At 72.6% G+C, this 21,167-nt stretch carries 17 protein-coding genes; 12 read left to right on the top strand and 5 right to left on the bottom strand.

Annotation, left to right across the window (positions count from 1 at the left end):
- Positions 1–62: 62 nt before the first annotated feature.
- Positions 63–746 carry a LysR family substrate-binding domain-containing protein gene (locus F9B16_RS00790; RefSeq protein ID WP_225991222.1) on the bottom strand — a complete coding sequence of 228 codons (684 nt, stop codon included), beginning with the start codon at positions 744–746 and terminating at the stop codon, positions 63–65.
- A gap of 55 nt (positions 747–801) precedes the next feature.
- Here F9B16_RS00790 and F9B16_RS00795 point away from each other — a divergent pair, with 55 nt between their 5' ends.
- The gene (locus tag F9B16_RS00795; protein ID WP_151537827.1) at positions 802–1,185 is read left to right on the top strand and encodes a DUF5997 family protein; all 384 of its coding nucleotides are present in this window, start codon (positions 802–804) and stop codon (positions 1,183–1,185) included.
- 46 nt (positions 1,186–1,231) lie between these two features.
- Here F9B16_RS00795 and F9B16_RS00800 read toward each other — a convergent pair whose 3' ends face one another.
- Positions 1,232–1,723 carry a nuclear transport factor 2 family protein gene (locus F9B16_RS00800; protein ID WP_151537828.1) on the bottom strand — a complete coding sequence of 164 codons (492 nt, stop codon included), beginning with the start codon at positions 1,721–1,723 and terminating at the stop codon, positions 1,232–1,234.
- A 432-nt stretch (positions 1,724–2,155) separates the two neighbouring features.
- On the opposite strand from F9B16_RS00800, the gene F9B16_RS00805 reads away from it, so the two are divergent.
- From F9B16_RS00805 to F9B16_RS53455, 8 genes are all read left to right on the top strand, one after another.
- Entirely contained in the window at positions 2,156–3,091 is a 936-nt protein-coding gene (locus tag F9B16_RS00805; RefSeq protein ID WP_192808536.1) for a branched-chain amino acid transaminase, read from the top strand.
- Positions 3,088–3,504 (top strand): cupin domain-containing protein, encoded by a 417-nt coding sequence (locus tag F9B16_RS00810; RefSeq protein ID WP_192808537.1) that lies wholly within the window; start codon positions 3,088–3,090, stop codon positions 3,502–3,504. Before F9B16_RS00805 ends, F9B16_RS00810 begins: the two co-directional genes overlap by 4 nt.
- Positions 3,501–4,448 carry a zinc-binding dehydrogenase gene (locus F9B16_RS00815; protein ID WP_151537831.1) on the top strand — a complete coding sequence of 316 codons (948 nt, stop codon included), beginning with the start codon at positions 3,501–3,503 and terminating at the stop codon, positions 4,446–4,448. Before F9B16_RS00810 ends, F9B16_RS00815 begins: the two co-directional genes overlap by 4 nt.
- A gap of 124 nt (positions 4,449–4,572) precedes the next feature.
- Positions 4,573–5,562, top strand: coding sequence for a LysR family transcriptional regulator (locus F9B16_RS00820; protein WP_151537832.1), 990 nt, complete (start codon positions 4,573–4,575; stop codon positions 5,560–5,562).
- An 8-nt stretch (positions 5,563–5,570) separates the two neighbouring features.
- Complete coding sequence (locus tag F9B16_RS00825; protein WP_151537833.1) at positions 5,571–6,053, top strand: MarR family winged helix-turn-helix transcriptional regulator; 483 nt, start codon at positions 5,571–5,573, stop codon at positions 6,051–6,053.
- Positions 6,054–6,114: 61 nt separating this feature from the next.
- Entirely contained in the window at positions 6,115–9,312 is a 3,198-nt protein-coding gene (gene ileS, locus F9B16_RS00830) for an isoleucine--tRNA ligase (protein ID WP_192808538.1), read from the top strand.
- Between the two features lie 79 nt (positions 9,313–9,391).
- Positions 9,392–10,126 carry an MFS transporter gene (locus tag F9B16_RS00835; protein ID WP_192808539.1) on the top strand — a complete coding sequence of 245 codons (735 nt, stop codon included), beginning with the start codon at positions 9,392–9,394 and terminating at the stop codon, positions 10,124–10,126.
- Positions 10,127–10,243: 117 nt separating this feature from the next.
- Positions 10,244–13,843, top strand: coding sequence for a protein kinase domain-containing protein (locus tag F9B16_RS53455; protein ID WP_192808540.1), 3,600 nt, complete (start codon positions 10,244–10,246; stop codon positions 13,841–13,843).
- Positions 13,844–13,853: 10 nt separating this feature from the next.
- Here the strand turns inward: F9B16_RS53455 and F9B16_RS00845 are convergent, their stop codons facing one another.
- Together F9B16_RS00845 and F9B16_RS00850 are read right to left on the bottom strand one after the other, a co-directional pair.
- Positions 13,854–14,504 carry a response regulator gene (locus F9B16_RS00845; protein WP_151537836.1) on the bottom strand — a complete coding sequence of 217 codons (651 nt, stop codon included), beginning with the start codon at positions 14,502–14,504 and terminating at the stop codon, positions 13,854–13,856.
- A complete protein-coding gene (locus tag F9B16_RS00850; protein ID WP_151537837.1) occupies positions 14,501–16,483 on the bottom strand; it encodes a sensor histidine kinase in 1,983 nt (660 codons plus the stop codon). Before F9B16_RS00850 ends, F9B16_RS00845 begins: the two co-directional genes overlap by 4 nt.
- Before the next feature lie 129 nt (positions 16,484–16,612).
- Between F9B16_RS00850 and F9B16_RS00855 the strand changes: the two genes are divergently transcribed.
- Positions 16,613–17,293: a hypothetical protein gene (locus tag F9B16_RS00855; RefSeq protein ID WP_151537838.1), complete on the top strand. Its 681-nt coding sequence runs from the start codon at positions 16,613–16,615 to the stop codon at positions 17,291–17,293.
- A 137-nt stretch (positions 17,294–17,430) separates the two neighbouring features.
- Here F9B16_RS00855 and F9B16_RS00860 read toward each other — a convergent pair whose 3' ends face one another.
- Positions 17,431–18,627 carry an ROK family transcriptional regulator gene (locus tag F9B16_RS00860; protein ID WP_225991223.1) on the bottom strand — a complete coding sequence of 399 codons (1,197 nt, stop codon included), beginning with the start codon at positions 18,625–18,627 and terminating at the stop codon, positions 17,431–17,433.
- 161 nt (positions 18,628–18,788) lie between these two features.
- Here F9B16_RS00860 and F9B16_RS00865 point away from each other — a divergent pair, with 161 nt between their 5' ends.
- The gene (locus F9B16_RS00865) at positions 18,789–20,102 is read left to right on the top strand and encodes a glycoside hydrolase family 36 protein (protein WP_151537839.1); all 1,314 of its coding nucleotides are present in this window, start codon (positions 18,789–18,791) and stop codon (positions 20,100–20,102) included.
- On the top strand, positions 20,099–21,160 hold the full coding sequence (locus tag F9B16_RS00870; protein WP_225991224.1) for a carbohydrate ABC transporter permease: 1,062 nt from the start codon (positions 20,099–20,101) through the stop codon (positions 21,158–21,160). Before F9B16_RS00865 ends, F9B16_RS00870 begins: the two co-directional genes overlap by 4 nt.
- Positions 21,161–21,167: the final 7 nt, after the last annotated feature.

Here is a 21,167-nt window from a genome sequence, read left to right on the forward strand (position 1 = left end):
CGCCCCGTGGGCCGGTCCGGCAAGGGCGCCGCGGCCTGCCATGCCCCTGAGCGCGGCTTTCGTCACCTCCGGCGGCGCTTCTGGCGACGCTGCTTGGTGGGGGAGCGCTGTTGCGGTGCCTTCTTGCGGGCGGGTTCTTGCCGGGGATTGCGGCCACGGGAGCTGTTGGGGGTACGGCCGCGGACGATGCCGATCAGCTCCTCCATGAGATCGGTCGTCTCGACCTCGAGCCAGGCCAGGCCGATCTGGGACTGAGGAGCGTCGGTCACGGGCCGGTAGGTGACGTCTTTGCGGTGGTGGAGGCGGGCCAGGGACTGCGGGACCAGCAGGACGCCGGCTCCCGACGCCACCAGCCCGACCGCGCCGGCGGTGCTCTCCGGACGGGTGAAGGCAGCTTGCCCGGGGCGGTCGTCCCAGGCCAAGACGTCGTCGAGCGGCTCGAACACGTCCTCGTCGGCGAGATCGGCGAGCTCCACCTCCTCCACCGCGGCCACCGCGTGATCCTTGGGCACCACGACCACGGTCGTCTCCAGGTACAGCGGGATCACATGGAGGGCCTCGCGGTCGACGGGCAGGCGGACGAACGCCGCGTCCACGCCGCCGTTCCGCAGCAGCGGGACGACCTCGGCCGCCGGCGTCTGGAGCAGGCGAAGCGGCACCTCCCGGACCCGCTCGGCCCACACCCCGGCCCACTTCCCGGGCGTCACCCCCGGCACGTAGGCCAGCCGGAACTCACCATCGGTCACTCCGCCACCCTAGTCGCGTCCAGGCGATGCCCTCCCGCTGGCTACCCTTGAGGTCATGGGCACGTCCAGAGCAAAGACCCCGCAGACCATGAAGCCCGCGACCGCGGCCAAGAAGCTGGGGATCCTGCTGTCGGCAGCACCCGCCGAGTTCCAGGAAGGTCCCGTCTCCCGGGACGAACTGAACGCGCTGCAAGCCGACCCGCCCTCCTGGCTGGCGAACCTGCGCCGTGAGGGCCCGCACCCTCGCCAGGTCGTCGCCGCCAAGCTCCGCATCTCGATCTCCGGTCTGGCCCGCGCCGGCATCACGGGCCCCCTCACCACCGCCGAGATCGAGGACCTGAAGGCCGAAAGGCCCGACTGGCTCGAACGCGAGCAGGCCGTCCAAGCCGAGGTCCGCAAGGAGGAGCTCCGCGTCAAGCAGCAGCGCGCCAAGGCCTGACTCACGCGACGCCCCGCCCGCCGCCGGGCCGGGACGCATCGACAGGTCAGGTTCCCGGCCGCGGGGACGAGGGTGCCCAGCGGTCTGCCAGCAGCCTGAAGCTGGGCACGTCGTCGAGCGACACCGAGTATTCGTAGGTCCGTTCGTAGCCGATGCCGCTGATGCGCCACGCGCCGTCCGCGCAGCGCCGATACGTCTCCTCGTAGAAGGCGGATCCGCGGATCAGCACCCGGAACGCCTTGGCGATGACGGTGTCCTCCAGGCACCAGGTGCCCTCGGCCCGGTCGCCGTCGACCCGGATCTCGGGCTGGCCCGCGAAATGCACCGTGGTGATCTCGGGGCCGAGGTTGTCGCGCATGTAGTCGACGATGGCGTCGCGGCCCTCCAGGCGCAGCGGCTCGCCGACCGCGCGGGTCCCGTAGGCGCCCAGGGCGTCCTCGGTGAGGGTGTCGGCGAACCCGTCCCAGTCCTTCAGGTCCAGGCAGCGCAGGTAGCGGTACTTGACCTGACGGATCTCTTCCAGGGCGTTCAGATCCATGCGACGTAGCCTGCTCGCCCCCGCCGCCATTGACAAGATCGCGTCCCGATCGCCGAGACGGCCCCCGCTCGGCGTTCGGCAGGCCGGCCACGTTGCCGTCCCGGACTCGGCGATGAGTGCTTCACGCGTAGGCGGCCGTGCTCGAAATGCTTTATGGAGAAAGTCCGGCCTCGCATTTCGTGATGTGCCTGCGGGCCCGCTCGTCACGTTGAATTCACGAATGCGCTTTGCCCGTTCCGGCGTGTGCGTTGTGCTCGAGCGGGCGTTGTGGCGTCGCCTACAGTGCTGCTGAAGGCTTTTTTAAGAAGCCTTCGATTGTGCTTAACGTGGCGACCGGCTTAACGTGCTGGCAGACGGCCCTTCGGTGAAGGTGAGGTCAGTGCATTGAGCGTACAGGCAGAAGTCGGACCACGGGATCGCGCCGTTTTCGGCGTGCCCTATGACCAGGTCTTCGTCGACGGCGAATTCGTTTCGTCGGACGCGGCGCGATTGAGCGTCCTCGCGAACGTCGTCTCGTACGGAACGGGGACCTTCGAGGGGATCCGGGCCACGTGGAACCAGGAGCGGGCGGACCTCTTCCTCCTGGAGGCGCCGGCGCACTACGAGCGGCTGGAGCGTTCCGCGCGGATCCTCGGCCTCGCGCTGCCGTACCCGCCCGCGGATCTGGTGGCGGTGACCTGTGAGCTGCTGCGCCGGAACGGCGTGCGCGCCGACAGCTACGTCCGCCCCTTGCTGTTCCTGGCCGGTGAGCAGCTCGCCGTCCGGATGCACGATTCGGGCAGCCGGCTGTGCATTCCGGCCACCCCGATGCCCGGCGACTACATCGACCCGCGGGGCATCCGCTGCATGGTGAGCACCTGGCGGCGCGCCACGGACGTCGCCGTGCCCAACCGCGCCAAGGTGATCGGGAGCTATGTCGGCCCGGCGCTGGCCAAGACGGAGGCGATCCGGCACGGGTTCGACGAGGCCCTGCTGCTGACCGCCGACGGCCACGTGGCCGAGGGGACGACGTCGAACGTCCTGGTGCGGTCCGGGGACGAGTGGGCCACGCCGTCGGGGACCGACGACATCCTCGAGGGGATCACCCGCCGCCAGGTGACCGAGCTGCTCTCCGAGGACTTCGGCGTCACCGTCGTCCAGCGGCGTGTCCACCGCTCGGAGCTCTACGCCTGCGACGAGGCGATGCTGTGCGGCACGGCCGCCATGGTCGTCCCGATCATCGAGGTGGACGGACGCCCGGTCGGCGACGGGACGCCGGGGGAGACGACGCTGGCGTTGCAGCGCGAGCTGTCGTCGATCGCCCGGCGCGGCGGCGACCGGCACCACGAGTGGACCACTCCCGTATACGGCACGGAGGAGCAGGCGTGAACGAGTCGAACAGGCGGGCCTCGACCGGGACCGGGACGCCGAGCGCCCTGGACGACCTCGGCTCGATCCCGCCGCTGCGCATCTGGCAGGACGTCGTCGCCCGGGTGATCGAGAGCGAGCTGATCACGCTGGCGGTCGTGGAGATCCCGCCCGGCGGCCTGGTGCCGGCGCATCGGCACCCGAACGAGCAGGTCGGGCTCTGCCTTGCGGGCTCCCTGCGGTTCACCGTCGGTGCGGAGACGGGGGAGTTCGGCCCCGGCGGCATGTGGCGGATCCACGCCGACGTGCCGCACGAGGTCCATGCCGGTGCCGACGGCGCCGTGGTCGTCGAGGCGTTCTCTCCCGTCCGGAGCGACTGGGCAGGGCTGGACCAGGCCCCCGAGTCGCCTCCGCGCTGGCCGGCCGGGTCATGAGAGCCCTGTCCGCGACGGGCGACGGCGGCCTGGTCGAGCTGGTCCGGGTGCCCGAACCGTCCGCCGGCACCGGCGAGGTGCTGGTGGACGTGCGGGCCGTCTCGGTCAACCGCGGCGAACTGCACCGCCTCACGGGTGCGGCCGCGGGCTGGCGGCCGGGCTGGGACTTCGCGGGTGTCGTGGCGGATCAGGGAACGTCCGGCGCCGCGCCGGCCGCCGGCCGCCCGGCTCCCGGCACGCGGGTGTTCGGCATCGCGGACGGCGGGAGCTGGGCGGAGCGGGTCGCGGTCCCCGCGGCCAGGCTCGCCGTCGTCCCGGACGGGCTTTCGGTCGAGCGGGCGGCGGCGCTGCCGACCGCCGGCCTGACCGCGCTGCGGGCGTTGCGCATGCACGGTGACCTCGCGGGGGCCCGCGTCCTGGTGACGGGAGCGGCCGGCGGGGTCGGGCGGTTCGCCGTCCAGTTGGCGCACCGGTTCAAGGCCGAGGTGACGGCGGTGGCCGGCCGGCCCGACCGTCGCGAAGGGCTCGCCGCGCTCGGCGCCGCGGAGGTCGTCGTCGGCGTCGAGGGATTGAAAGCGGGGTTCGACCTCGTCCTGGAGACCGGCGGCGGTGAGTCCCTCCGGGAGGCGCTCCGCCTGGTCGCGCCGCACGGCACCGTGGTCTCGTTCGGCAATTCCTCGCGCGCCTCGACGACGTTTTCAGTGAGCGACTTCTATCCGAAGGAGGCGTCTCTGCGCGGCTTCTACGTGCTGAACGACCTGGACAGCCCCCGCACCGCGGACGACCTCGCCTATCTCGCCGGGCTGGCCGCCACGGGCGAGCTGGCGGTGGACATCGCGGCCACGAGCGATTGGCGGGACGCACGGGCGATTCTTCACCGGTTGAGCGACCGGCGCCTGGCGGGGAAAGCGGTGCTCCTGGTGACAAAGGAAAAGCAGAGCTGATGGATCGCGATTTCGAGGGCCCGCATCGCGGTCGGCGAGGCCCCGCCGGATCCGCCGCCCGACTCGGGAAAGGCCGTTCCCCGGCAGCCGGGGACGTCCCGAACCGCGGTTCTAGCATTGCGCCATGCTCGACGTGACGCGTTTGCGCGTGCTCCGGGAGGTGGCGCGGCACGGCTCTTTGACCCGCGCCGCGGAGTCCCTCTCCTTCACCATCTCCGCCGTTTCCCAGCAGATCGCCGTGCTCGAACGGGAAGCGGGGGCGCAGCTGCTCGTGCGGCATGCCCGGGGCGCGCGGCTGACCGAGGCGGGACGGGTGCTGGTGCGGCACGCCGAGGCGGTCCTCGCCGAGCTGCGTGCGGCCGAGACGTCCTTGGCCGCCGTCGCGCACGGTACCGGCGGCCGGCTGCGGCTCGGGTCGTTCACGACGGCGAACGCGACGCTGATGCCCCGGGCGGTGAGCGCCTTCCAGCAGCGTTTCCCCGATGTGGAGGTCGACCTGACGGAGATCGACCGGGACGAGGCGATCGCCGCGGTCGCCATGTACGAGCTGGACCTCGCCCTGGTCTACGAGTTCCCCGTGGTGCCGCTGGAGGTTCCGGCCAACGTGGAGCTCAGCCCGCTTCTCGTGGATCCCCTGCACGTCGCGCTTCCGCTCGGGCACCGGCTCGCGGACCGCGAGCGGCTCCGGCTGACCGACCTCGCAGAGGACCGCTGGATCCAGGGCGTGCACCACGGCTCGACCATCGACGTCCTTCCGCGCGCCTGCCGGAAGGCGGGTTTCGAGCCGCGGATCGCCTTCCGCACCGACGACCAGATGACGGTGCGCGGTCTCGTCGCGGCGGGGCTGGGCGTCGCCCTCGCCCCGTCGCTCACGCTGCCGGCGACCCCGTCCGGCCTGGTGGTGCGCCCGCTGAGCGAGCCGTCCCTGACCCGGACGGTTTCGGCGGCCACGCCGGCCGGCGAGTACCGGCTGCCGTCCTCGTCGATCATGATCGAGCATCTTCGCCGGGTCGCCGCCGGGCTGGGACCGCACTGCCGGCCCGTCGCGGAGCCCGAGCGGCGTGCCGTGCGCCCTGGCCATCGGCTAGAGACAAGAGGGGGCGAATATGTTTGACTGGGTCAATGAATATCGCGCCGGGGCCCGCCGTGCGGTCGCGTGACGGCGACCTCGTCGGCGAGGCGCGGGCGCTCGGCAGGATGTACCGGTATCTGGTGGACGGCCTGCGGCTCAGCTGGGAGAACGCCCCGTACTCCGTGACCGAGGGCTGGGTGATCGTCGAGCTGGCGCAGCGGGACGTCACCGAGGTGATGGAGCTGCGCCGGCGGATCGGCATGGATCCCGGCTACCTCAGCCGCGTCCTTGCCCGGTTCCAGGCCGACCGATTGATCACCAGAGCCAGATCGCCCGAGAACCGGCGCTTCCAGACGGTCCGGCTGACCCGGCGCGGCCGGGCCGCCTTCGAGGTCATCGAGGACCGCATGGCGGAGGCGCTGCGCGTCCGGCTCAGCGCGTTCCCGGAGAGCGACCGGCGGCGGATCGTCGAGGCGATGACGTCGATCAGCGGCGCGGTCGAACGGGCCCTTGGAGGTCGATGTGCCCTTTGAAGCCGATGTGCCTTTCGGAGCCGGTGCGCCCTTTGAAGCCGGTGCGCCCTTTCAAGCGGGTGTGCCCTTTCAGGCGGTCGAGCGGCAGCCCGAATTCCCCGCCATCGAGGAGCGCGTGCTCGAACGCTGGCGGGTCCGGCAGGTGTTCCGGCGGGCGGTCGAGCGTACTGCGGACGGCCCGCCGTTCACGTCCTACGACGGACCCGCCACCGTCGGTGGGAACCCGGGACTGCGGCACGTCCAAGCGCAGGTGTTCAAGGACATCTTCCCGCGCCACCGAATGATGAAAGGTGCGCACGTTCTTCGCGCCGCGGGCCATGGATGCCATGGGCTCGGCATCGAGGTCGAGGTCGAGAAACGACTCGGGATCGACCGGAAGAGCCAGATCGAAGAGTCCGGGATCGCGGAATTCAACGCACAATGCCGGGCTGCCGTTACCCGCTCCATCGCCGAGTTCGACCGGCTCACCTGGCGGATGGGGTCCTGGGCCGACGTCGAGCGGCCGTTCTCCACGATGTCCACCGAGTACGTCGAGAGCGTCTGGTGGTCGCTGAAGACCCTGTTCGAGAAAGGCCTGATCCACCGCGAGGAGCGAGTCGCGCCGTACTGCCCCCGGTGCGGCACCGCGCTGTCCGACCACGAGGCGGCCCAGGGGTACGCGCAGACCGACGACCCGAGCGTCTACGTCCGCTTCCCGCTGCTGGACGGCCCCCTGGCGGACGAGGGAGCCGACCTGCTCGTCTGGACGACCATGCCGTGGACGCTCGTGCCCGCCACGCTCGCCGTGGTCGGAGAGCACATCCGGTACGTCCTGGCCGCCGGAGGACGGGCGGGTGACCGTCCGGTCGTCATGGCCGCGGACCGCGTCGGGACGGTGCTCGGCGACGGAGCCCGGGTGATGCGGGACGTGCCCGTCGCGGACATCGCCGGAGCCCGCTACAAGGCCCCTTTCGACTTCGTCGGCCCCGGGTCCGCCGACGATCCGGACGGCGACCCCGCCTCATGGCGCTTCGTCGTGACCGCGGACTTCGTCAAGGTGAACGAGGGGACCGGGGTCGTGCACACCGGCGCCGCCTTCGGCGAGGACGACATGCGGGTCGCTCGCGAGCACGGCGTCCCCGTGGTCAGGCCGGTGCGGCCCGACGGCCGGTTCGACGACCGGGTCGGCCCCTACGCGGGCATGTACGTCCGGGACACCGACGAGCGGATCATCGAGGACCTCAGGGACGCCGGCCTGCTCTTGCACGCGGGCGTCCATCGCCACACGTACCCGTTCTGCTGCTGGTGCGCCACCCCGTTGCTGTACTACGCCACGCCGTCCTGGTACATCGCGACCACCCGCGTCCGGGACCGGATGCTCGACGGCAACGCCGGGATCGACTGGCGGCCGCCGCACGTCCGCGACGGCCGGTACGGCGAATGGCTGGCCGGCAACGTCGACTGGGCGGTGTCGCGGGAGCGCTACTGGGGGACGCCGCTGCCGTTCTGGTGCTGCGACGCCTGCGACCACGTGCTCGCCGTCGGATCGCTCGCCGAACTGGCCGGGCTCGCGGGAAGGGATCTCAGCGGGCTCGATCCGCACCGGCCCCATGTCGACGAGGTGACGATCCCCTGCGACCGGTGTCCCGGCGGCGTGCTGCGCCGCGTCCCCGAGGTCGCCGACGCGTGGTACGACTCCGGTGCGATGCCGTTCGCGCAGTTCGGCCACCCGCACACGGCCGGCGGCGAGGACCTGTTCACCGCCCGTTTCCCCGCGGATCTGGTCTGCGAGCCGATCGATCAGACCCGCGGCCGGTTCTACGCCCTGCAGGCGGTGGGGACGTCGCTGTTCGGGCACGCCGGTTTCCGCCGCGCGCTCTGCCTGGGGCCCGTCTCCGGCGCGGACGGCCGCGACCCGCAGGAGCTGATCGACGAGCACGGCGCCGACGCGCTGCGCTGGCTGCTCGCCACCGACGGCGCTCCCTGGCAGCCGCGGCCGGTCTCCGCCGAGCGGCTTCGAGAGATCACCCGGAAGACGATCCTCACCCTCTGGAACACCTACTACTTCTTCGTCACCTACGCCGGCCGCGCCGGATGGACGCCGCGCCCCGGCGTCCCGCCGATCGCGCGGCGGCCGGTCCTCGACCGCTGGATCCTCGCGCGGCTCGCCGAGGCGACCGAGCGGACCGACGCGGCGCTCACGGACTTCGACGCGGCGGGCGCCGGCCGCGAGCTCGCCGCGTTCGTCGACGACCTGTCGAACTGGTACGTGCGCTGCAGCAGGAGCCGCTTCTGGAACGAGGACGGCGAGGACAACGAGCACGGCGAGGACGGCGAGGACGCGGGCGCCGCGTTCGCCACTCTCTACTCCTGCCTGACGACCCTGGCCCGCCTCATCGCCCCGATGATGCCGTTCCTCGCCGACGAGCTCCACGAGAACCTGGTCCGCTCGGTCAGCGCGAGCGCGCCGGACTCGGTGCATCTGACCGGCTACCCGGTGCCGGACGAGAGCGCCCGGGACCCGGCCCTGTGCGAGGCCATGGCGGTCGCCCGCCGGCTCGTCACGCTGGGGCGCGACGCACGCGCGAAGGCCGGCGTCCCGGTGCGCCGTCCCGCGCGCCGGGTCCAGGTCACCGTGCCCGCGGACGCCCGGCGGCTGCTGCCCGCGGTGCGCCCGGTGATCGCCTCCGAGCTCAACGTCAGATCCGTCGAACTCGGCATCGGCGCCGCCATGGCCCGGACCCTCAAACCCGACTTCCGCGCGCTCGGCCGCGACTTCGGGAGCCGCACCAAGGCCGTCGCCGCCGCCATCGCGGGCGCCGACGCGGAGAAGGCCGTGGCCGAACTCGAAGCACGCGGGCACTTCACGGTGGAGCCGGACGGGGAGGCCGTCGCCCTGAGCGCCGGGCACGTCCAGATCGTCGAGCGGCCGGTGCGCGGCTGGCAGGTCTCCGCCGACGGCCCGTACGCCGTGGCCCTGGACCTGGACATCGACCGCGATCTGCACCTCGAAGGACTCGCCAGGGAGCTCGTCCGGCTGATCAACGACCTGCGGAAGCGGGAGGGCTTCGATCTCGCCGACCGGATCGCCGTCGACATCGTCCCCGTGGACGACGCCGACGGCGAGATCGGCGCGATGCTCTCCGCGCACGGCGAGGCGATCGCCCGCGACGTCCTGGCCCGCGCGGTCACCCACGACGGCGGCACGGCGGCGGATTCGGCGATACGCCGCCGTTTCGACATCGGACGCGGCGCCGTCCTGGTCACCGTCCTGCGATGACCGCCGACGGAAGCGAGCGACGCCGCATTCGTTATCGCGATGGATATGCCCACCGAAAGAGTCGTCGAGAGGATGCGCGATGACCGACGTACCGGATAATCGGCGAATGGAGGCGTCGCCGTTCGGCGGTTCCCCCTGGTGGGGGCTTGCCGGACCGGGGCTCGCCACGATCATCGGATTGTTCCTGCTGACCGCGGTCTACGGCACCGACGCGTTCTCGCCGATGCAGCGCGCCCTCTATCTGCCCGGCCACGCGTTGCTGATGAAGGCCGTCGTCCCCTACCTGATCGCGGCGGCGGTGGCACTTCCCGCCGGTGTCCTGCTCGGGGCCCGTCAACCGGCGGCGGTGACCATTCCCGCCGTCCTCGCGTCGGCCTTCGGCGGTCTGCTGGTCGCGTTCACCGAGAATGCCGGCGTGCTGTCGGCGGGGCGCGTGCTGGGAGGGCTGGGCACGGGCGCGTCGCTCGGAGCCACGGTGGCGCTGTTGCTGCGATTCGAGCGTCGGCGTGGCCTGGCGTCCGCGGCGATGGCGCTCCTGGGCGCCCTGGCGCTGATCGTGGCCCCGCCGGTCAACCAGGCCGTTTCCGAAGCGATCAGTTTCCGCTGGACGTTCCTGCTCGCGGAGCCATTGCTGTTCGTCGCGCTGGCCGCCGGCGTGGTCAACGGAATCCTGCTCATCACCAGTCGTCGCGCCGCCCGGCCGAACCCGAATGGCATCGCTTCGGGGCCGCCGTACCAGCCGCCATATCCGCCTCCATATCCGCCCCCACCGCCGTACCAGCAGCCGTACCCGCCATCAGGGCCTCACCAGTAGAGGCACCACGGCACTGTGTGCGCCGATGAGAACTCAGCTCGTTCGGGGGGCGTCACAGTGGCTGGTGATCGATCGTGGTGGCCCGCGGCCAGGGATCCGGCCAGGCTGGGGAAGGGGTTGTCGGAGTTGGTGGAGCGGTTGGAGCCGGGTGATCCCGAGCGGATCGGGGAGTTCTGGCTGGCGGGGCGGTTGGGCGCCGGTGGGCAGGGGGTGGTGTACGAGGCCTACGGACCCGACGGGGCGCGGGTGGCGGTGAAGGTCCTGCACGGGGCGAGCGGCTCCTCGGGGGAGCTGGAGCAGATGGCGGCCGAGGCGCGGGCCGCGCAGCGGGTCGCCTCGTTCTGCACCGCGCGGATCGTGCAGGTGCGGTTGAAGCCGCCGCGGCCCTACATCGTCAGCGAGTACATCGACGGGGTGAGCCTGCAGGCCGCGGTCGTCGGCGGGCCGGGACGCGAGCCCCGCCTGTTCGCCGGGGACGAGCTGCACCGGCTCGGGATCGGGATCGCCACGGCGTTGACGGCCATCCACCAGGCCAGGGTCGTGCATCGCGACCTGAAACCGGGCAACGTCATGTTGGGGCCCGACGGTCCCCGGCTGATCGATTTCGGGATCGCGCGGATGGTGGAGACCCACTCGGCGACCCAGGCCGGGGGGCTCACCGGGACGTTGCGCTACATGCCGCCGGAGGTGTACGCCGGGCGGCGCGCCGGGGCCGAGGCCGACGTGTTCGCCTGGGGCGCGATCATGGTGTTCGCCGCCACCGGCCGGCACGCCTTCCCCGGCGACACCCTGCCGCAGATCGCCCACCAGGTCCGCACCCACCACCCTGACCTGTCGGCCCTGCCCGAGCCGCTGCGGGCGCTGGTGGCCGCGGCCCTGGACAAGGACCCGCTGCGGCGCCCGTCGGCGCGCGCCGTCCTGACGGCGCTGACCGGCGACCCCCACCAGGACACCGGCCTGGAAGACCTGATGAACCTGGGGTCCGCGCAAGCCGCTCCGCACACCGGCTGGGAGCCGGGAGACCCCGCGCTGGGCAAGCTCGCCGAGGACGTCTACACAAGCCTGTCCCCAGAAGACCGGTACCTGGTCCCCGAAGTGTTCCTGCGCTGTGTGGTACCCGGGGAAGACGGGGGCTGGTCCATCCGCCCGGCAGCGGCCGAGGAACTGTTCGACCGTCATAGCCCGGCCGAGGCGGCGGCGCTGCGGCGGGTGGTCCGGGCCTTCGCGCCGCTGCTGGCCGTCACCGGTGCCCAGGCATCCGGTTCCCTCGGGCAGCAGCCGGGCTCGCGGACCGGTGAGCGGATCGTCGTGACGCGTCCGGCGCTGCCGCGGGCTTGGCCGCGGCTGCGTGACTGGCTCGACGGCCATCAGGAGCTGGCCGCCCATCACCGGGTCCGCCAGGCCGCCCACACCTGGAAGGCCAACGGGCAGCGCCGCGGTGACGTGCTGACCGGAGTCGACCTCGACCAGGCCATGCATTGGGCCGCCAGCGGGCACCCGCCGTTTCCCAACCGGACCGAACGCGCCCTGCTGGACGCCAGCAACCGCGCCCGGACCACCCGCACCCGGCGCACCCGTGCCACCGCGCTGGTCCTGGCCGTCGCCACCCTGCTGTCCCTGACCGCCACCGGCTGGGCCGTCCGGGCACAACGCACCGTCACCCGCCAGCGCGACTCCGCCGTCTCCGGCCAGCTCCTCACGCGAAGCGAACAGTCGGCCGACCCGGCGGTGGCGGCGCTCCTCGCTGCAGCGTCCCGCAGTGTCCGGAAGACCCCCGAGAACCGTGCGCGCCTCCTCGACATCCTGGCCGGACCGGAACGCGCCGTCCTCACCGGCCACACCGACTTCGTGTGGTCGGTGGCGTTCAGCCCAGACGGCAAGACCCTGGCCACCGGCGGCGACGACAAGACCGTCCGGCTGTGGGACGCCCGCACCCACCAGCCGATCGGCACTCCACTCGGTCACACGGACCCCGTGAGCTCGGTGGCGTTCAGTCCCGACGGGAACATCCTGGCCACCGCGAGCGACAAGACCGTGCGGCTCTGGGACCCCCACACCCGCCGACCGATCGGCGCCCCCCTCACCGGCCATACCGGCAAGGTGAATTCGGTGGCGTTCAGTCCCGATGGCAAGACGCTGGCCACCGGCGGCGAGGACAAGACCGTCCGGCTGTGGGACACCCGCACTCACCAGCCGATCGGCGCTCCACTCACCGGCCACGGCTACACCGTGCATGCGGTGGCGTTCAGTCCCGACGGCACCATCCTGGCCTCCGCCGGCCTCGATCAGACCGTGCGACTCTGGGACGCCCGCACCCATCAGCCGATCGGCAAGCCGCTCGCCGGCCACACCGACTACGTGAATTCGTTGGCGTTCAGCCCCGACGGCGGCACGTTGGCCTCCGCGGGATACGACGACACCGTCCGGCTCTGGGACATCCGCGCCCACCAGCCGATCGGCAAGCCCCTCAGCCACACCGGCCCCGTGACTTCGGTGGCGTTCAGCCCCGATGGCAAGACCCTGGCCACCGCCAGTGAGAACAAGACCGTCCGGTTCTTCGACACCCGGACCCGCCGACCGATCGGCACGCCCCTCACCGGCCACACCGGCTCCGTGTTGTCGGTCGCGTTCAGTCCCGACGGCAAAACCCTGGCCACCGGCAGCGACGACAAGACCGTGCGGTTGTGGGACACCAGCACCTACCAGCCGCCCCGCAATCCCCTCACCGGCCACACCGGCCGCGTGCAATCAGTGACGTTCAGCCGAGACGGTAAGACGCTGGCCACCGGCGGCGACGACAAGACCGTCCGGCTCTGGGACACCCGCACCCGCCAACCGATCGGCGCCCCGCTCAGCGGAACCGGCTTCGTCTACTCGGTGGCGCTCAGCCCAGACGGCAAGACCCTGATCACCGGCGACTACGACAACATCGCGCGGGCCTGGGACACTCGCACCCACCGCCAGACCGGCGGTACCCTCACCGGCTACTACGGGCCCGTGACTTCGGTGGCGTACAGTCCCGACGGGAAGATCCTGGCCGCCGCGAGTTACGACGACACTGTGCGGCTCTGGGACAGCCGCACTTACCAACCGATCGGCAACCCTCTCACCGGCCATACCGGCCCCGTGAGGTCGGTGGCGTTCAGCCCAGACGGCAATACCCTGGCCACCGCCGGCAACGACCACACCGTGCGATTGTGGGACACCCGCACCGGCCACCAGACCGGCCCTCCTCTCACCGGCCACACCGGCTACGTGAATTCGGTGGCGTTCAGTCCCGACGGCCACACGCTGGCCACCGCCAGCGACGACAAGACCGTGCGGTTGTGGGACACCCGCACCCACCAGCAGCTCGGCACCCCCCTCATCGGCTATAGCGGCTTCGTGCTCGCGGTGGCGTTCAGCCCTGACGGCAACATCCTGGCCACCGGCGGATACGACAAGACCGTGCGGCTCTTCGACACCCGATCCCACCAACAGATCGGCGATCCCCTCAGCGGTCATACCGGCTATGTGAGAGCAATGGCGTTCAGCCCGGACGGCAAGACCCTCGCGACCGGCGGCGACGACGAGACCGTGCGGCTCTGGGACATCGCGATGCCCCAGGACAAGGACCTGGTCGGCCTCGCCTGTCGAATGGCTGGGCGCTCGCTGACACGCAAGGAATGGGCCGAGTACGCGCCGACCGGCATCGGGTTCCAGAAGGCCTGTCCATGACGGGCCCAGGTCAGGGAGCGGAATCGGGGGCGCCGAGACCGGCCTGGCGGGCTCGGACGATCGCCTCGGAGCGGTCGGCCACCTGGAGTTTGGCGAAGATGCTGGAGATGTGGTTGGCGACCGTCTTGGGGGAGATGCCGAGCCGCCGGGCGATCTCGGCGTTCGGACGGCCCGCGGCGATCAGGCCCAGGACGTCGCGCTCCCGGCCGGTCAGTTCCGGGAACGGCTCCGTCGCGGCCGGCGGGGCGGCGAAGAAGCCCAGCACGCGGCGGGCGATGCCCGGCCCGAAGATCGCCTCTCCGGCCGCCACGGACTGGATGGCCCGGACGATCTCCGTCTGCTCGGACCCCTTGAGCAGGTAGCCGCGGGCGCCGGCGCGCATGGCGGAGAACACCGAGTCGTCGTCCTCGTACATCGTCAGCATCAGCACGGCCACGCCGGGGGCCGCGGCGGCGATCTGGCGGGTGGCCTCGATCCCGTCCAGGCCGGGCATCTGGATGTCCATGACCAGGACGTCCGGGCGCTGCGTGACGGCCTCGCGCACCGCGGCCCGGCCGTCGGCGACCGCGGCCAGGACGGTCAGGCCGTCGATGGAGCCGAGCAGGGCGGTGAGGCCGCTGCGGACGATCGGGTGGTCGTCGGCGACGACGATGCCGATCATCGGGGGACCGCCAGGGGGAGCGCGGCGGCGACCCGGCCGCCTTGCGGGCCCGGCCCCGCCTCGCAGACGCCGCCCACCTCGGCGGCCCGCTCGCGCATCGACGCCATCCCGACGCCGCCGCACCATGGCCGGTCGCGCGCGGTCCCGTCGTCCGTGACCTGGACGTGGAGCCTCCCGTCCAGGTGGATCCGCACGTCCACCCGGTGCGCTCCGGAGTGCCGCACCGCGTTGGTCAGCGCCTCCACCGCGATCCGGTACGCGGCCGCCTCGACCGCCGCGGGCAGGGCGGGCAGGGTCTCCGGCGCGGTCAGCCGGACGGCCATCCCGTCGCGGGCGAGCCGGTCGATCGCCTGCCGGACGGCGCCGACGAGCCCGAGGTCGTCGAGGGCGGGCGGGCGCAGGTCGTAGACGAGCCGGCGGATGCCGGCGACGGCGCGGGCGACCTCGCCGCGCAGTTCGGCGATCAGCTCGCGGGCGGCGGCCGGGTCCGCGGCCAGCAGGTTGCCCGCCGCGTCGGCCTTGAAGGCGACCCCGGTCAGGGCGGGGCCGAGCCCGTCGTGCAGGTCGCGGCGCAGGCGCCGCCGCTCCTCTTCGCGGGCCATCACGATCGCCTCCCGGGAGCGCTGCAGCTCGTCCGACAGTCCCACGGCGTGCACCGCGACCGAAAGGGGCGCGGCCAGCAGTTCCAGTACCGCCCGGTCGGTGCGGCCGAGGCGCTTCTCGCCCGGGCGCAGCCCGATGACGAGGTCGCCGATGCGGTCGGGCCCGTAGGTGACGGGCAGCGTGCGCAGCAGTTCCGGGGCGTCGCCGGAGGCGGCGATCTCGGTTCCGCCGGCGCGCAGCGCCGCGAACGGCAGGCGCAGCGCCTCCCGTACCGCCTCCAGCACACCGGGCAGCCCGGCCGCGAGCCGCTCACCGACCCGCGACACCGCCCGCACGGGATCGCTGCGGTCGCCGTACAGCACCCGGTCGACCAGGCGTTGCAGGCGGACCCGTACCGGGTTGAACCCGACGGCGATCAGGACGGTCGCGGCGAGCGAACTGCCCAGCCCGACCTGTTCGCGCATGACCCGGTCCAGGAGCGCGACCAGCCCGATGTAGACCCCGGCCACCCCCGTGGTGAGCAGGCCGTACAGGACGGTCCGGGACACCACGAGCCGGATGTCGAGCAGCCGGTACCGCAGGATCGCGATCGTCATCGCGGCCGGCACGAGCGGGATCGAGAACAGCACCACGACCAGCGTTCCGGCGACGAACGCCCACGGCACCCACGCCACCGCCATGATCAGCACCGCGGCGACCAGCCAGAGCAGCTGCCGCCGGCGGCGCTCGTCGCCGCGGCGGTAGCGCACCGCCAGCGCGGCGAGCCCGGCCAGGACGACGAGCAGGGTCCGCGCCTCCGCGACCGGTGTCAGCCAGGCCGCGGGTGAGCCTTGCACGGCGGTGTAACCCAGCGGATAGCCGTCGGCGATCGGGTCGTGCTCGGTGGCGAGCTCGGCCTCGAAGAGCGGGCTGGAGAGCACGGTCGCCCACGCCACCCATCGCCAGCCGCGGCCGAGCCCCGCGTCGCCAGGGAAGAGCTGCAGCAACAGCGGCAGGCACAGCCCGATCGCCCACGGCCACGAACACGTGGCGACCGTGACCAGGCCGCGGACGAGGACGTCAGGCCACCCGTGGGTCAGGCCGTACCTCACCAGCGGCACGGCGCCCGCGGTGACGGCCTGCAGTACGCCGGCCGCGAGCAGCAGCCGGCCGACCGGGTTGCGCGGCCGGTGCCAGGACACCAGGACCCCGCAGGTGGCGAAGGAGACGCCGATCAGCGCGTTGGTCACGACGAAGGCGTCCAGCGCCTCGCCGAAGCTCATCCCGACGGCCGCCGCGGAGACCGCGCCCGTGACCGCGGAGCCGACCGCGGCGCCGAACAGAGCCGCCGACAGGACGCGGCGGCGCCGCGTCCGGCCGTGAGGGTCGCGGTTCATGCCGCCATGATGACCCGCGGCGCCCGGCCTGTCGTGGGGGCCGGGTCCCAGCCGGGCCGGGAGATCCTCCCGGCCCGGACGCGCGGCGCACCCTCCCGGCGGGAGCACACGGGAGCCCACCGTGAGGGCATGACGACCACCACGGCGCCCGCCAGGCAGGGCGCGAACCACATGAGGGCCGGCACCATCGGCCTCGCACTGCTCATCCCGGTCGGACCGCTCGCCGTCGCGGTCCTGCGCGGGATACTTCCGTACCGGACGACCGACTCGATGACCGCGATGGCCGGGAAGGTCGCCGCCCACCAAGGAGCCGAGCAGGCGGTGCTGTGGCTCAGCATGGCGGCGGCCTTCGCCCTCGTCCCCGGCACGATCGCGATCGGGGCCCTGGCGGTCCGCGGCGCCCGGCGCCTCGGCACCGCCGCGACGATCCTGGCGGTGGCGGGCTTCTCCGCGCTGCCGGGCATCGTCGCCCCCGACCAGGCGGCCCTCGCGGGCACCGAGGCCGGGCTCTCCCCGGCGGCCGTCGGGCATCTGCTCGACCAGGTGAACGAGCAGCCCACGATCGCGCTCGCCGGGGTCGTCTTCGTCCTCGGCCACGTGCTCGGCGTGCTGCTGCTCGGCATCGCGCTGTGGCGCGCCGGAGCGATCCCCGCCTGGGCGGGCCTCGTCCTGGCGGTCTCCCAGCCCCTGCACGCGGTGTTCGCCGTCGGCGTCCCCAACCACGCGCTGGACGCCTGCGCCTGGGGCTTGACCGCCCTCGGCTACGCGGTCGCCGCCCGTGCCCTCCTCCTCGGACGGACGCCGCGATGACCCGGCAGGACACCGCCGTGAACGGATAGGGCCCCCGGACGACCGGCCGGTTGCTGTTGCTCACCGCCCGCAAGTCCGCGACCGTCTGACCCCCCGTTCCCATGGACGCGGTCAGGCGGGGTCGGGTCCCGGTGCAGTCAGGTGGGGTCGGGCCCCGGTGGTGAGGTCGCGGGGCGGACCGGCGGGCGCAGGGCCGGGGCGTCGGGGGCGAAGAAGAGCTGGTCGAGGTGCTCGATCGCGTAGTCGATGGCGCCGAGGACGACGCACTCGTCGCCGAGGGTGGACGCGCTGAGCTTCGGCATGCGCAGGCAGACCCGTTCGAGGCGGGAGCGCAGGGGCGGCAGCAGGACGTCGGCGGAGCGGGAGAAGCCGCCGCCGAGCACCACGATCTCCGGATCGAGGAGGAGGACCGCCGCGGCGGTGCCGACCGCGAGCTTGTCGGTGAAGCGGGCGACGGCGTCCAGGGCCGTCGGGTCGCCGTCGCGGGCGGCCGCCAGGGTGAATCCGGCGGCGTCCTCGGGCGGCAGGCCGTCGGGGACGATCGCGGCGTCGTTGAGGTCCACCGGCCCGTCCCGCCAGCCGGCCTCGGGGAGCATGACGATCTCGCCGGCCGCCGCCCCGAAGCCGCGGTGGAGCCGGCCGTCGATGATCAGGCCGGTGCCCATGCGGCGCCCGATGTGCAGGAAGACGACGTCCCTGGCGTCGCGGGCCACGCCGCGCCTGGTCTCGGCCAGGGCGGCGAGCCGGCTGTCGTTCTCGACCAGCACCCGGCAGGGGAACATCTCGCCGAGCAGGCCGCCGAGGTCGAGGTCGCGCCAGGCCGGGATCGAGGCCGACATGATGACCCGGCCTTCGGGGCCGACGAGCCCGGTGGTGCCGACCGCGACCGCCCACAGGTCGGCGATCGTCAGCCCGCCCAGGGCGAGGCAGGTGGCGGCGGCCTGCTCGATCGCCGCCAGCCGGTCCTCGAGCGGCGCGCCGGGGTGCGCCGGGCGGCGCGTCTCGGCGATGACGCCGCCGTCGAGGTCGGCGAGGGCGGCGCGGATGTGGTACGCGCCGATGTCGAGGCCCATGAGGTGCCCGCCGTCGGCGCGGAACCGGTAGCGCCGGGCCGGCCGGCCCATCGTCCCGGACGCCGGGGGGACCTCCTCCACCCATCCCATGGCGCTCAGCTCGTCGATGACCTCCTTGGTGGAGGGCCGCGACAGCCCGGTGCGCTCGGCCAGCGCGGACAGGGTCGCCGCCTCGGCTCCGCGCAGCGTCTTGATCACGGTCAGCGCGTTGAGCTGCCGTAACCGGGACAGGTCGCCACCCATCGGCGGCATCGTCGACATCAGAAGGTTCCCTTCGGAACTGAGGGGCGGGGGCGACAGCGGCTCACTCGATCAGCCTAGGCGGGCGGCAAGTCCAGTGCAAAGCACCCATTGCCATCCACCTCCGGCCCGTGTACTAATGATGGTCTCCTATATAACTCTCCTGGAAGTGAGAGCATCCGATGCCGTTCACCGATGTCGGAGAGATCACCCGTCTCTCGCCCCGGACGCGGGTGTTCGAGTTCGGCTGGCAGTCGTGGAGCCCGACCGGCGCCTACCGGCCCGGCGAGACGCCGCCGCGTCCCGCCGACGACAACGTGCAGACCATCTGCTACCGCCCGGAGACGCCCGTTCCGGCCGGGGCGTTCCAGGGCGAGGGGCTGCTGGCGGTCGACCCCGGTGACGGCGGGCCGGTGTCGGTCTTCGCGGGCCCCGGCCCGGAGGACGTGCCCTCCATCCGGGCCCGCGAGGCCGGCGGCCGGCTGGTCGTGTCCGCCGACGGGCCCGTCACGCGCCACGAGGTCGACGGCGGCCTGGACGCCGCGCTGCGGTGGTGGGCGGACGGCATCGCCGCAGGCCACGCCCCCGAACGGTGGCCGGCCGTGCCGCCCATGTGGTGCTCCTGGTACGGCTACTGGGACAAGGTCACCGACGCCGACATCCTCGACAACCTCGCCCTCGCCGAACGGCACGGCATCGAGGCCGACATGTTCCTCATCGACGACGGCTACGAGGCCGAGATCGGCGACTGGCTGGACCTCCGGCCCGGGTTCGGGTCGCTGGAACGGTCCGTCGGCGCCGTCCTGGAGTCGGGCCGCCGCGCGGGCATCTGGGTGGCGCCCTTCCTCGTCGGCCGACGCAGCCGGACTTTCCGGGACCATCCCGACTGGCTCGTCGGCGGAGCCCACGCGGGCGTGATGTGGGACCAGGACCTCGCCGTCCTCGACGTCACGCACCCCGACGCCGCCGCGCACCTGGCCGGGGTCTTCACGCGGTTCCAGGCGCTGGGCCTGAGCCATTTCAAGCTCGACTACCTCTACGCGGGGGCGCTGCCCGGGCGGCGGCACGAGGACATCGGCTCGATCGCCGCCTACCGGCGCGGTCTCGAGCTGATCCGCACGGCTATCGGCCCGGACGCCGCGCTGCACGCCTGCGGCGCCCCCATGCTGCCGAGCATCGGCCTGGCCGACATCATGCGCGTCAGCCCGGACACCGCGCCCCGGGTGCTGCCGAAGGCGGGCGACCTCAGCCAGCCGTCGCAGCTCGGCGCCCGGCTGACCGGAGCCGCGCGCGAGTTCCTGCACGCCCGCTGGTGGGTGAACGACCCCGACTGCATCATGGCCCGGCCGGAGGTCGAGGCGCGCGAGGAGTGGGCCGAGCACATCGCCGCCGGAGGCGGGCTGCGAGGATCCGGCGACCCGATCGCCGCGCTGGACGCGTGGGGCCTGGAGACGACCCGGCGGCTCATGGTGCCGACCCGGACGGAGCCGTCGTGACGAGCAGCGCCGACCACCTGCCGGGACGAGCCGACCCGGCGGACGGCGCCGAGCGCGACGGCATCGAGCGCGACGGCATCGAGCGCGACCGGGCCGTCGTGACCGCCCCCGCCGCAGGCACGCCTGAGGAGCCGGCCGATGGCCGGACGGCCGCGCGCGGAGCCGGGCACCGCCCGCGCCGCCGCCTGTGGCACACGAACTGGTACGCCTACCTGTTCGTCGCTCCAAGCCTGTTCGGCGTGTTCGCGTTCCTGCTGCTGCCCCTGCTGATCGTGCTCGGGCTGAGCCTGTTCCACTGGGAGCTGCTGTCCAGCCCGTCCTTCGCCGGCCTGGCGAACTACCGGCGGCTCGGAGGCGACGGCGAGACCTGGCACTCGGTCTGGGTGACGGTGCTGTTCGTGCTGCTGAGCATCCCGGCGCAGACCGTCCTCGGCCTGCTGCTGGCGCTGCTGCTCAACCAGCGGGTCAAGGGCGTGGCGTTCTACCGCGCGCTGTTCGTCGTGCCGTGGATGGCCACGCCGATCGTGATGGGCCTGGTGTGGACGTGGATCTTCGACCCGCGGGACGGCGCGCTGAACAAGCTGCTCGGCGTCGCCGGGGTGAGCGGGCCGGACTGGCTGACCGACCCGTCGTGGGCGCTGCCGTCCGTCGCGCTCGTCAACGTGTGGCAGTACAGCGGCTACACCATGCTGTTCTTCCTGGCCGGGCTGCAGGGCATCCCGCAGGAGCTGTACGACGCGGCGGCCACCGACGGCGCGAGCCCGGTCCAGCGGTTCTTCCAGATCACCCTGCCGCTGCTGAACCCGACGACGTTCTTCGTCACCGTGACGAACCTGGTCGGAGCGTTCCAGATCTTCGACACGGTCTACGCGATGACCGACGGCGGGCCGAGCGGCAGCACGGAGGTGCTCAACTTCAGGATCTACGAGACGGCCTTCCGGCAGTTCGACTTCGGCTACGCCTCGACGCTGGCCGCGCTGCTGTTCCTGCTCATCCTCGCGGTGACGCTCGCCCAGGTCCGGTTCTTCGCCAAGCGCACCACCTACGACCTGAGCTGAGGAGGGA

This window comes from Actinomadura montaniterrae, from assembly GCF_008923365.1.
Classification (GTDB): Bacteria; Actinomycetota; Actinomycetes; order Streptosporangiales; family Streptosporangiaceae; genus Spirillospora; species Spirillospora montaniterrae.